The organism is Chitinophaga arvensicola, assembly GCF_900110835.1.
GTDB classification, from domain to species: domain Bacteria; phylum Bacteroidota; class Bacteroidia; order Chitinophagales; family Chitinophagaceae; genus Chitinophaga; species Chitinophaga arvensicola.
Genome location: NZ_FOJG01000001.1, coordinates 3,596,188 through 3,609,302, shown reverse-complemented (window position 1 = coordinate 3,609,302; position 13,115 = coordinate 3,596,188). Strand labels below are relative to the sequence as shown.

General features: G+C 45.6%; 10 protein-coding genes. 3 read left to right on the top strand and 7 right to left on the bottom strand.

Annotation, left to right across the window (positions count from 1 at the left end; all coding sequences use genetic code 11):
• Positions 1–16 precede the first annotated feature (16 nt).
• From BMW79_RS14945 to BMW79_RS14935, 3 genes are read right to left on the bottom strand one after another with little or no spacing between them, the layout of a single operon-like run.
• A complete protein-coding gene (locus BMW79_RS14945) occupies positions 17–421 on the bottom strand; it encodes a hypothetical protein (RefSeq protein WP_089896037.1) in 405 nt (134 codons plus the stop codon).
• Positions 418–1,293, bottom strand: coding sequence for a DUF1835 domain-containing protein (locus BMW79_RS14940; protein ID WP_089896036.1), 876 nt, complete (start codon positions 1,291–1,293; stop codon positions 418–420). The genes BMW79_RS14945 and BMW79_RS14940 overlap by 4 nt, the downstream gene beginning before the upstream one ends.
• An 8-nt stretch (positions 1,294–1,301) precedes the next feature.
• Positions 1,302–3,209, bottom strand: coding sequence for a DNA topoisomerase IV subunit B (locus tag BMW79_RS14935; RefSeq protein WP_089896035.1), 1,908 nt, complete (start codon positions 3,207–3,209; stop codon positions 1,302–1,304).
• A gap of 336 nt (positions 3,210–3,545) precedes the next feature.
• On the opposite strand from BMW79_RS14935, the gene BMW79_RS33890 reads away from it, so the two are divergent.
• Complete coding sequence (locus BMW79_RS33890) at positions 3,546–3,695, top strand: hypothetical protein (protein WP_177192176.1); 150 nt, start codon at positions 3,546–3,548, stop codon at positions 3,693–3,695.
• Positions 3,696–3,997: 302 nt separating this feature from the next.
• Here BMW79_RS33890 and BMW79_RS14930 read toward each other — a convergent pair whose 3' ends face one another.
• Both BMW79_RS14930 and BMW79_RS14925 read right to left on the bottom strand, forming a co-directional pair.
• Positions 3,998–4,666, bottom strand: a complete 669-nt coding sequence (locus tag BMW79_RS14930) for a response regulator transcription factor (RefSeq protein ID WP_079468073.1) — start codon at positions 4,664–4,666, stop codon at positions 3,998–4,000.
• 47 nt (positions 4,667–4,713) lie between these two features.
• The gene (locus tag BMW79_RS14925) at positions 4,714–7,815 is read right to left on the bottom strand and encodes a ligand-binding sensor domain-containing protein (RefSeq protein ID WP_089896034.1); all 3,102 of its coding nucleotides are present in this window, start codon (positions 7,813–7,815) and stop codon (positions 4,714–4,716) included.
• 145 nt (positions 7,816–7,960) lie between these two features.
• On the opposite strand from BMW79_RS14925, the gene BMW79_RS14920 reads away from it, so the two are divergent.
• Positions 7,961–9,163 carry a WD40/YVTN/BNR-like repeat-containing protein gene (locus tag BMW79_RS14920; protein WP_089896033.1) on the top strand — a complete coding sequence of 401 codons (1,203 nt, stop codon included), beginning with the start codon at positions 7,961–7,963 and terminating at the stop codon, positions 9,161–9,163.
• A gap of 257 nt (positions 9,164–9,420) precedes the next feature.
• Positions 9,421–11,817, top strand: coding sequence for a glycoside hydrolase family 31 protein (locus BMW79_RS14915; RefSeq protein ID WP_089896032.1), 2,397 nt, complete (start codon positions 9,421–9,423; stop codon positions 11,815–11,817).
• Positions 11,818–12,156: 339 nt separating this feature from the next.
• On the opposite strand, the gene BMW79_RS33885 is transcribed toward BMW79_RS14915, so the two are convergent.
• Positions 12,157–12,312, bottom strand: coding sequence for a hypothetical protein (locus tag BMW79_RS33885; protein WP_177192175.1), 156 nt, complete (start codon positions 12,310–12,312; stop codon positions 12,157–12,159).
• Between the two features lie 146 nt (positions 12,313–12,458).
• Complete coding sequence (locus BMW79_RS14910) at positions 12,459–13,058, bottom strand: toxin-antitoxin system YwqK family antitoxin (RefSeq protein WP_089896031.1); 600 nt, start codon at positions 13,056–13,058, stop codon at positions 12,459–12,461.
• Between the last annotated feature and the right edge of the window lie 57 nt (positions 13,059–13,115).

The window sequence follows — 13,115 nt, the reverse complement described above, 5'->3', positions numbered from 1 at the left end:
TCCATGTATAGTACACTTACGGTTTTACGTTAATCATTTTTTCAAAATCCTCCCGCCAGATGCGTATGCTATCACGCTGTACATCTTCCAGGGAGTTCAGCTCAATAAAGCAGCAATCCGTGATTGCCACTAACTGATGCCATATGTTCACCGGCACTTCTACTCTTGCCGGTGCTGTTATTTCCGTGGTCACAATTTCCTGTCCACCCAGCGGACACCAGTGAATGGCGGCCTTGCCGGTAAACAGGTACAGGACTTCCGGATTCTTGTTGTCGCTTTTGCCTTCATGGTAATGCTGACCGCTGCTGCTGCCGGCATTGCGGTAGCAAACGAGAAAATCGCCTGTGCGGTTGCAGTTCCAGAAATAACCGCTGCCCCGGTCATCTGCGCCCATCAGCTCCAATGGTGTTACGGTGATCATACGGTAGTGGGGTTTTCAGTGGTGGTGATATTTTCTCCCGGTTGCTTTACTTCAAAATCGCGGATCGTTTTCAACTCTCCTTTACTCTCCAGTTTACCTTCGCGGATCAGCTCTTTCAGCCGCCATCCGAGGAACTGGTCCATCACCGGGTATTTCAGCTTACCGGTTACCTGCTGCACCACTCTCCATGCTTTCACAAATTCTTTTCCGCTCTGTGCCTGCAGCTCCTTATCATAAAATAAAGTAGGCTCTCCTTTTATCTTTTTACCGCCTTCCAGTAAACGGATACCAGCGTTTTCATTCATCAGGCGATGCCACTCATCTCCGTCCAGCTCGTACTCTGCCAGTGAAATAGCGCGCGCCAGCTTTTTTGCTTTCAGAAATTCCTTTGGCAGAATCTGGTGCAGGTGCGTAGGATAAAATACGGCGCCTTTCTCATTCAGGAAAGGCAGGTTATTGAGATAGATGATATGAATGCGGCCTGCAAAATCATACAGCTGACTCACCAGCCAGTAGTAACCGCATACGTCGCGGGCATTCTGCCCGGCCCATATCCAGACTTCCTGTTCAGGATCTGCTTTTAACTGTACTTTCAGGGATTTGAAACGGTCGGCATCATCCGTTTCTTCATTCACGGGCGCCACTGGTACTTCTTCATCAGCGGCTGACGCCACCGGTTCAATACCGGCCAGCTGTTGCCAGAACAACCGGCGGCCGTTACGGCCTTCAGGGGTGTCCAGGATAAATAACGGTCCTACAGACAGGTCGTCTTCAAAACAAAGGATTTCTCCACTCATTTTTTCATCCATCGCCACCGCTTCTGCCAACACGGGGATTGAAGCCTGACCAAAAACAATGTGTATTAAGCCCATATGCCTTCCTATACTGTTTCTTCAACTAAATCCTTTTCATACCGCAGGTTGTTGATGATAAACTCCTGGCGGGTCTGGGTGTTTTTACCCATATAGTATTCCAGTAACTTCTGGATATGAATATCTTTCGATAAAATGATCGGCTCTATGCGGATATCTTCTCCGATAAAACGGCCAAACTCATCCGGGGAAATTTCTCCCAATCCTTTAAACCGGGTTATCTCCGGTTTGTTGCCCAGTTTCTTTACTGCTTTCTGTTTCTCGTCTTCGTTATAGCAGTAAATGGTTTGCTGCTTGTTACGTACCCTGAACAGCGGCGTTTCCAGGATATACACGTGTCCGTTTTTCACCAGGTCGGGGAAAAACTGCAGGAAGAAAGTCAGCAGCAGCAAACGGATGTGCATCCCATCCACATCGGCATCGGTAGCCACCACAATGTTGTTGTAGCGCAGGCCTTCCAGTCCTTCTTCGATATTCAGCGCATGTTGCAGGAGATTGAACTCTTCATTTTCGTATACCACCTTCTTGGTAAGACCGAAACTGTTCAGCGGTTTACCACGCAAACTGAACACGGCCTGTGTTTCCACATTGCGGGATTTGGTGATGGAGCCGCTCGCGGAATCACCTTCCGTAATGAATACGGTGGTATCCAAGCGTCGTGCTTCCTGTTCTGCCTTGTCTTTTCCGGTCAGTTCATCATTCAGGTGCAGACGGCAGTCGCGCAGCTTGCGGTTATGCAGGTTCGCTTTCTTTGCTCTTTCGTTGGCCAGTTTCTTGATACCTGCCAGTTCTTTACGTTCACGCTCACTCTGCTCAATACGTTTCTTCAACGCTTCGGCGATAGCCGGGTTACGGTGCAGGTAATCATCCAGGTGCTTGGAAAGGAATTCCAGTACAAACGCCTTTACAGATGGACCGCCTTCAAATACCACCTGGGAACCCAGTTTGGTCTTTGTCTGCGATTCAAACACCGGCTCCTGTACCCTGATAGACACCGCTGCGCAAATGGATGCACGGATATCTGTTGCTTCGTAATCTTTCTTGTAGAAGTCGCGCACCGTTTTCACAAAAGCCTCGCGGAAGGCCGCCAGGTGCGTACCACCCTGGGTGGTATGCTGACCGTTTACAAAGGAATAGTATTCTTCTCCATACTGGCTTTCGTGGGTGATCGCCACTTCAATATCTTCTCCCTTCAGGTGAATGATAGGGTAGCGCAGGTCTTCTTCGTTGGTTTTGCGTTGGAGCAGGTCCAGCAAACCATTCTTGGAGATATATTTTTTGCCGTTGAAGCTGACGGTGAGGCCCGCATTCAGGAAGCAATAGTTCCAGATCTGGTTCTCCAGGAATTCCGGGATAAAACGATAGTTCTTAAATACCGTATCATCCGGTGTAAATGTTACCAGGGTACCATTAGGTTCCGTGGTAGCCGTTTCTTTATGCTCTTTTATTAAGACGCCTCTTTCAAACTCCGCCACTTTCATGCGGCCATCACGCACTGATTGCACTTTGAAATAGCTGGACAAAGCGTTTACGGCCTTCGTACCCACCCCGTTCAAACCTACAGACTTCTGAAAGGCCTTGCTGTCGTATTTGGCGCCGGTATTGATCTTGCTCACTACATCCACCACTTTCCCCAAAGGAATACCACGACCAAAATCCCGGACCGTGACATGATGTTCTGTTACCTTGATATCCACCTGTTTGCCAAAGCCCATGGTATGCTCGTCAATACAGTTATCCGTTACCTCTTTGAGCAGGATGTAAATACCATCATCCATACTCGATCCATCTCCCAGTTTACCGATATACATACCAGGCCGGAGGCGGATATGCTCCCGCCAGTCCAGCGACCGTATGGAGTCTTCCGTATAGGAAGCAAATAGATCTTTGTTATCCGTTTTGTCCGTGTTTGCCATAATATATTATAATTTCCTAAATACTATTGTTTCGTAGGTAATTCAATCTTCTGCAAGGATACTAAATCTTTTAGCAAAAAGTGATTGCTGGCAAAAATAAAGGATTCAGGGAATCATCCCAAGTATAAGTTATACACTATGCTTACAATATTTATTATCAATGTATTAAGACTGTTAAATTTTATATTTCGAGGACTGGAAGCGTGGTAAAGGGTATTTTCGGGGTGATCACATGAAAATGGTATAAAAAAAGTTAATGTGAAAGAAACCTTATATCAAAAATATCGTTATATTTACATAAGTCAACTTTTTTGAGATATCCTAACCTATGTCCTTATGAAAATACTATTTCTCTTACTGCTTACTGCAGTTATTCTGGTGGCGCTGGTCGCAACCTACTTCATTAAAAAAGAACAGGATAACAGCATCGGAAATAAATTCCTGCGCCTTATCCGGAAATTTGATTCATGGCAGATGATGCGATGATCAACACATCTATATAATTACAACAACCGGCTTTATTACAATATTCACAACTGGTCACATCAGCCTGGCAATAGCCATCAGGGAGAGTTATGTCTCAGACTTAACCATATTACCTATTAACCGTATAATCCCTATCCTATGAAAACTGGTTTATTATTTAAACTCGCCTGTCTGTTGATTGCCGCTGTGGTATTGTCTGTACACCTGGTGTTCAAGCCTAAAGCCGGACACCGCTGATAAAAGCATTCAGGGATTTTGTTGCTCCATATAACATGAAACAATAAAATCCCTGAATTATCTGACTATCGGTTGTAATATTTGTTGACAGCATCTGTACGGCTGCGTACGTGCAATTTCTCATAGATATTGTGCACGTGACGTCTTACCGTTTCAATACTGATAAAAAGATTGCTCGCAATTTCTTTGTACAGGTATCCTTTGGATAATTGATCCAGGATTTCTTTCTCACGCGTAGTCAGGGCTTCCAGCGCCGGATTTGGTTTCGCCTGCTTCTGGAAAAACGCCACTACCCTTCTGGCTATTTGCGAACTCATCGGAGAACCGCCATCATACAGATCACGGATCGCTTCGAGTAATTCACCGGGAGATGTTTTCTTGAGAATATAACCACTCGCACCGGCCTCCAGCGCCATAAAGATCTTATCATCATCTTCATATACTGTCAGCATCATAAACTGCATATCGGGATGCTCCCGTTTCAACTGCGCAATACATTCAATACCATTCATGCCGCCCGGCAGGTTAAAATCCATCAGCACCACATTGGGCATCAGCTGAGGTATCTGCTCCACCGCCGTTTCAGCATTATTGAATGTCCCAACACAGGCATAACCGTCAGAACCATTAATCAGCAATTCCATAGCCGTGCGGATATCATGATTATCTTCTACTATCGCAATAGTGATAGTGTCCATGTTATCCTGGGACTTCTTCTTTGAGTATACCGTCATGTTTAAAGGAATTATAACACTTAAATGTTATTAAAAACAAATGTATGTTAATTTAGTGGGATATCGAGAAAAACTATTGTTCCATTGTTCGAGCTGATATCCGCATTTCCCCCTACAGATATCATCCTCTTTTGAATATTTTTTAAACCATTTCCGAATAATCTTACTTTCTCCTGGTCAAATCCCTTTCCATTGTCCTTTATCATGATCGTCATATTCTTATGCATCTTTACTTCTACAATTACCTCGGTGGCCTTTGCATGCTTCACCACATTATGCAGCGATTCTTTCACTGCCAGGTAGATATTCCTTCTCGTTCCCCCACTCAGCTTGATATTAGGGATCGTTTCCGGAATATAAAACTGATGTGTAATATGCGCATGCTCTAAAAACTCTGCCGCAAAACTTCTCATATAGGCGATCAGGTTAGCCAGCGAATCATTCGATGAACTCATCGCCCAGATGATCTCACTCATTTTGTCTACCATCTCTCCTGCCGTTTCAGAAATACGCTCTATTTCCCGCGTCTGAGTGGGATCCTGGATTTTACGCTTCGCCACCTCGCTCAATAAACGGATGGTCGATAATCCCGATCCAAGATCGTCATGCATATCACTTGAAATACGCGCCCGCTCCTGGTCTACCGCCTGCTCTTTCTCCAGCTTCAGCTTCTCATGCCGTATCTTATAATCCAGGTATAAAGTAGAGAAGTAGTACGCAATACCCAGCAACAACAACAGTAGCAAAAAGCGGAACCACAGCGACTGCCAGAATGGAATCCGGATTACGATCTCCAGCGTGGTAGGCGCCGTACTCCAGATATCATCATTATTCGATCCCCGCAGTTTAAAAATATAACTCCCGGGATGTAGATTCGTATACCTCGCCATGCGGAAAGTACCCGCCTGTACCCAGTCTTCATCCGCTCCTTCCAGCTTGTACTGCACTTTGTTCTTCAACGGATTGGTATATTCCAGTGGCACAAATTCTATCGCTATCGTATTCTGGTTATATGGCAGTTCCACTTTCTTCAGCAGGGAAATGGCCGTATCTGATTCATAAGGCTTATCCAGCACTTCCATCCTCCGGATAATCACCTTGGCATTCGACAGGTTATCCCGGAAGTTCTTCGGATAAAAACCATTCACGCCACGGATCCCTCCGAAAAATAATTCCCCGTCAATTGATTTGTAAAAAGCACCGGTATTGAACTCATTGGATTGCAATCCATCTTCATAGTTGTACGTGGTGATCTCTCCTGTTAACGGATTAATCTGCGATAACCCCTTATTGTGGCTTACCCAAATTCTGTCTTTATCGTCCAGCAACACCCCATACATGTAATCATTGATCAGTTTGGGATTGTCGTAACTATTGTAATGCTGCTTGATTCTGCCGGCATCATCCATAATGAATAATCCCTTGTTGGTGGCCACCAGCAACTCTTTATGCGCATTCTTATTAATAGATTTTACCGTAGAGCCGGCAGGAAGATAGTAACTCTTCCACCGGGAATCTGCTACACTTTTAGCATATAATCCTGATTTCGTACCCACGTACTGGTTACCCATATAATCTTCATAAAAAGTAGTCAGTACTTCATCGGTAAAATTATGCACCACCGCTACATCGTAGCCTTTATTGGTGTCATCAAACATCAGCAGGTAGCTGCCATAGTTGAAATATAACTGGCCATTGGTACGCTTGAACAGGAACGGAAACGGATCCTTTTGTGTGGGTAAACCCAACGCAGTTACTTTCCCCGTCAGATCGAGGAATGACTTCGTTTCTACATTGAACAACCCGATATGCATCCCTGCAAAATGAAGCCAGAGCTGGTCGCCGTTCTCCCGGCAAATGGCGCCAAGGTCGTTGCCCGGAAATTTTCCCGGATATAATTCATTCGAAATACGCTCCAGGAACTTGCCTCCGTCTTCATAAATATTCAGTCCGTCCCGCATAAGCCCTACATACAGTTTACCATCGTCATGTTTGTAAACCGCCTGCACCATGTTGTGGGTAATATAGGGAGACCGGTACAGGTTAAAGACTTTCTTGTGAGGCGAATATTTTTTCATGCCATCTCCATCGGTCCCTACCCACATATTGTCGGACTGGTCGCGATACAGACAGGATACATCATTGAATGACCGTGTTTCAAAAGTGTTGAAGCTCACAATATGCCGCAGAATCTCATTCCGTGCAATACTGTAAATGATCACACCGTCGCTGCCACCTATCCACACATTGCCAAACTGATCGACTTCCGACACAGCAGGAATAAAAGGTTCTCCCTTTTCATTCTTGATATCAAAGGCCAGGTCACTGAATTTATTACGTTGTTTATTGAAGATGGTAATATGCCCCGCACTCACAATGATCATGGAATCCTTGTTCAGGTTGCGGAGTAATGGTTTGCTGCCTACACCTGGTAAACAATACGTTGAGATCCGGAGGTTTTTAATATTCAGTGAGTACAGTTCTCCCTGGTCTCCGTTCATCCAGATCGTATTCCCATCTTTCATGGCTACGGTAGGCAGGATGCCTCTCTGTGTAAACTGCGGCGGGTACAGAATGATCCGGCGTTTATTATAGGTGGTATTATCCAGTACGTACAATCCTTTCATAGGCCGCCATACCCAGAGGTTGTTGGCAGCGGTATCTTCTCCCAGGATAATAAATTTCGCATTATTGTCGCGCTCCTGTGCATTTACATACACCGTATCTTCAAACACACCGGCGAAATTGTTCCGGTATTTATCGTATACACTGATGCCGTTGTTATGGGCGAGCAGCAGTTGCGAGCGACTATCTTTGTAAAAAGAAAAACCTTTGTATCCTTTCAGATCGAAGCGGTTGATCACAGCGCGGTTGCCGGTAGAGCCCCTGGGAACCAGTTCCCCTTTGCCCTCTCCTGCTTTATAGAGCGAACTGGGTTTATAGCGGTATTCATTAAAGGTATAGCCATCGAAACGGTTTACACCATCGCGGGTGGCAATCCACATAAATCCCTGGTCATCGCGGGTAATATCAAAGACGGTGCTTTGTGAAAGTCCCTCATTAACACTGTAGCTGTCAAAAATGTATGGCTTATCCTGTGCACGGAGCAACCCGGGAAGCAATCCCGTTATGCAGCATAGGATAAACATTTTTAAGCGATGCGGTTGATGCACTTGATTATTGTTAATGAGTAAGCAGGTTAGGTATTTTGCAAATATATAAATCTGTGTCACACTTTGTAGCAATTTTGTAATTTTCTTGCTGATAACAGATTGGATTTAAATAATATACTCTATGACAACAGCCAACGCAACGATCGTACGGTTCGCCTTAAACACATGGCAGTGGCCTTTCGCCCCTAACGGACGCAGGGGTATCTGCTACCTGCTTTTCGCTGCATTGTTATTTCTTTTTCTGCCGGCCGGAGCGCAACAGCCGCCGGCGCCCTATGAAGTAAGAACAATTGCTGTTACCCCGGTGAAAAGTATCCGGGGACTCAGCGCGGTAACAGATAATATTGTATGGGCTTCCGGCACCGGTGGCCAGGTGGGTATCAGTACCGATGGCGGAGAACACTGGCAATGGCATATCGTACCCGGCTGCGATAGCTGCGACTGGCGCTCTCTCTATGCTTTTGATGCGCGTAAAGCCATTGTACTGAACGCCGGGGAGCCTGCCCTGATTTTTTTAACCGTAGATGGGGGAACTTCCTGGACCCAGGTATTCCGGGATGACCGCCAGGGCATCTTCTTCGACGCCATGCAGTTTTTTAATGATAAAGAAGGTATTGCTATCGGCGACCCGCTGGCGCATCAATTTACTGTCATTCGCACACATAACGGCGGCCGCAGCTGGGAACCCGACCCCATTTCAACATTGCCCGATGCCAACGAAGGAGAAGCCATTTTTGCCGCCAGCGGTACCAGTGTGGTGGCACTTCCCGGAAATAACGTTTATTTTGCGACCGGCGGCAGTGTAGCCCGGCTTTTTAAAAGTAGCTCGCGCAAGCACAACGATAGTCAGCAACAAAGCAACAAACAGACGCTTAAAAACGGAAATAACTGGCAGGCCTATACGATTCCTGTGGTGCAGGGCAGCGCAACTAGGGGTGTTTTTTCCATCGCTTTCCTGGATACCCGCCAAGGTATCGCAGTAGGAGGCGATTATAAACAGGACACTGCCAGAGCAGGGAACTGTATGATAACGACCAACGGAGGCCGCAACTGGTTTGCGCCGGTTACGCCGCCAGGCGGCTACAAGTCGTGCGTAGCCTGGATCAATAACAGCCATCTGGTCGCCACCGGTACTTCCGGCACGGATATTTCTATAGACGGCGGCATGAACTGGCAAAAAATCGGCAACGGATTCAACGTGGCTGTAAAAGCAAGAAAAGGACACCGCGTATTCCTGGCAGGTAAAAATATTGCTGTACTGGATCCGGAACACAAAGGCCCGGCAACACATGGTGTGAATACAGGACTGTTGGAGGAAAAGTAGGGGGATGAGTTCACGGCCAACAAAAAGGTGCTCCTGGAAAGGTGCACCCACTAAAATAGGTTAAAGCAAAAAGTAAATTTATTGATATGAAGTTAATAAGTAATTTATTTATTAGCGGGTATTTTTTGCAAAGCTGCTATTTTAAAGGGTAAACGCAGAAAAACAAGCATCCAACGTAAAAGGACTATAAGTACTCTGAATTTTTATGTAATTTAAGACCATGGTAATGTATTACCATGTATCCAGAAAAAGAGATTATGCAAGTTGAAACCTCGTCAAGTAAATACGGCGCAAAACACTACCCGGATAGCATCAGGGAATGGAAAAAGGAAGGAAATTATTTTTGTTTTTATACAACGGAAACAATCCTGGAGGTGAGGGTAATCGCCGACAAGATCATCCGCTTCAGATACGCAGCTGAAGGCTCTTTCCAGAGAGATTTTTCATACGCAACCAGCGATACACTCGAAGAATCACCGATCGCTTTTGGCATTAAGGAATGGGAAGAAACTTTTGAAATATACACCCACGAACTACGGGTATTTATTGCCCGCGACAATCTCCGCATTACTATTTCTGATAAGGAAGGCAAAGTGATTAACCAGGATGAAATGGGTTATCACTGGCAGCACTACCTGCTGAAAGGTGGTAAAATACAGTATTGCAGCAAGTTAGTACAGGAAGGAGAATGCTTTTACGGTCTGGGGGATAAACCGACAGAACTGAACCTCCGGGGCAAACGCCTCGAAAACTACGGTACAGATGCCTACGGTTATCAGAAAGGAACCGATCCTTTGTACCGCAATATTCCCTTCTACTATGGCCTGCATCACGGTATCGGCTACGGTATCTTCTTCGACAACACCTTCCGCACCATCTTCGATTTTGGTAAGGAAAGGGAAGATGCATGCAGTTTCTGGGCCCGTGGCGGTGAAATGAACTACTATTTTATTTACGGCCCCGACCTGCTGGAAGTGGCTGAATCCTATACAAAAATTACCGGTACCCCGGAACTCCCGCCCCTCTGGGCTTTGGGATACCACCAGTGCCGCTGGAGCTATTATCCGGATACCCGGGTAAAGGAAATCGCTAAAGAATTCCGGACACGCCAGATCCCCTGCGATGTGATCTATCTCGACATCGACTATATGGAAGGCTTCCGCTGCTTTACCTGGAACAAGGAATGGTTCCCCGATCCGGCTGGCCTGATCAAGGAACTGGCGGCAGAAGGATTTAAAGTGGTGGTGATCATTGATCCGGGTATTAAAGTCGATACCGATTACGCCGTTTACCAGGAAGGCATCAAAAATAATTACTTCTGTAAACGTGCCGATGGTGCGCTCATGGAAGGAGATGTATGGCCGGGTAAATGCGTGTTCCCCGATTTCACCAACCCCGAAGTACGCGATTGGTGGGCCGGCCTTTGCAAAAGCCTGGCAGAAACGGGCGTTCGCGGCGTGTGGAACGATATGAACGAACCAGCCGTATTCGAAATGGGTACTTTCCCGGAAGATGTGCGCCACGATTATGATGGAGAAGAAGTAAGTCACCGCAAGGCACACAACGTATATGGTCACCTGATGAGTAAGGCCACGGCTGCCGGTATGAAAAAATACCTGATGCCACAACGCTCTTTCCTCATCACCCGCTCCTGCTACTCCGGTGTACAACGCTGGTCTTCTGTATGGACGGGCGACAACGTATCCAGCTGGGAACATCTCTGGCTGGCCAGTGTGCAATGCCAGCGCTTATCCGTTTCCGGCATCTCCTTTACCGGCAGCGATATCGGCGGCTTTATCGGTGAACCAGACGGAGAACTCTATACCCGCTGGATCCAGCTGGCAGTGTTTCATCCGCTGATGCGTACCCATTCCGCCAGTAATGAAACCGGCTTTAACCAGGAGCCATGGAGCTTTGGCGCCGATTATGAAAAAGTAGTCAATAAGTTTATCACCTTAAGATATAAACTGCTGCCTTACCTGTATACCACCTTCTGGCAATATTCCGCACATGGTACGCCTATGTTGCGCCCATTGGCTTTTGTGGCACAGAAGGATCCTGCCACCTACAACTGTAACCACGAGTTTATGTTCGGCGATTCGCTGCTGATCAGTCACGTGAGCGAAAAAGGCATGCAGGAAAAATCGGTATACCTGCCCGCAGGCAAATGGTACTACTTCTTCAATGACCAGGCATTTACCGGCGCCAGTAACGTTACGGTGAAAACACCGCTGGATGAAATGCCGCTGTTTGTAAAAGCCGGCGCCGTGCTACCGGAATACCCTGCCATGCAATACACCCAGCAAACACCGGTAACGGAAATGCTGCTTCATGTATACTTCGGGGAAGAAGAAGTGAAAAGCGTGCTATATGAAGATGCCGGTGATCATTATGGCTACAAAAATGGCCAGTACAATGTGATCCGCTTCAAGCAACGGTCTACGGCACAACAACTGTATCTGAAAAAACAGTTTTTTGTCAACTACGAATCTTCATATAAAAATTACCGCGTAACAGTACACGGACTGCCGTTCAAGCCTGCTACCCTGCTGGTAGACGGACAAGCAATCGTCTTAACTGCCGCCAATCTGCAAACAGATAATACTATTTCATTTGTAGTACCAAGAAACTTTGAAGAAATTATAATGAAGTAAAGCATTTGCTAAAGTGGTAAAAAGAAAAGGCACTTCAGATAGAGATCTCGCGCCGGTTTCATAACCTATGCCAACTTTAGAGATATCAAAATTAGATGCTTAATATCATTGTACAAAATGTCAAAGCACAATGAACAAAATGAATAACTTATTAACATTGAGTTAAGAAAGTTTGAAAGGAAAATAATGATCCTGTTCTGCCAAACCCCTACTGGGTAAAGGTTTTATCTTAAAAAATCAATTTAGCAAACAGGTACAAAATTGAGAAGGCTCAGAGATGAATTAATCATCTTTGAGCCTTCTTCGTTGATGACGACAACGCCATATGATTGTTTATGCTTAATAGAAAACAGACAGGAAAATAATTGATGTCAACGCACAAAATACCAGGAACACAAAAACAGCCCTGAACAGGATTTCCATCTTGTCCGTGGTATAGTCCATTCCATGTAATTCTTGTGAATTTTCTGCGTGGTTGATAGTAAGGCTTTTCATACAAACAAGTTAAAAGGATTTTACAATAAGAAATTATTGGCGTCTTACGGGTTCTATAAGATCACATCCTTTAATGAAAGTACACAAAAAAAGCTAAAATGGACAAATCTTTTTGTTCATTTTAGCTTTGAAGCCTGTTCATTTTCTCAACCTTTCTTTTTATGCTTGCCGGTATTTTCATGCGGCAATTGCAATGGTGCGGGCCTGGTTGCCGGCGCCGCCTCAGTGGTAGTATCTCCAATTTCGCCAGCAGTAACGGTTTCACCGCGTTTGTAATATTCCTTTACCATCTTTCCCGTTTCCTCATCATACAGTTTCCATACCCCGTTACGCACAGAATTACCCAACCGTACAATCTCTGTCGGCGTTTCTGCATTCGTTACCGGATCTATTATCAGGATGGTATCCCGCTGCCCCGCTATTTCTGTTGCCAGGAAAGCCCCCTCTTCGTTCAGTTTTCCATTCGGAAAATAATACTTGCAATATCCATCCAGCACATTATTCCGGTAAGTTTCCTCTGCCAGTAAATTACCAATGGCGGAGGTCTTTTTCCAGACGCCTTCTTTACGGTCGTTCTTATAAACGCCTTCCCAGGTATAACCAGGTTCTCCACGCACTTCTCCTACCTCTTCTATCCAACGCCCCTGCTTGCGGTTTTGGCCATCACGCTGATTGGGCTTCCCCTGGGAAAAACTGTGGCTCCACACCAATAGCAATAAGAAGTTTAAAAACAATAGTCTTTTCATAGATCCTATTTTCACACAATTTAGATATTTTGCATATATAATTTTGCTTCTCTTCCT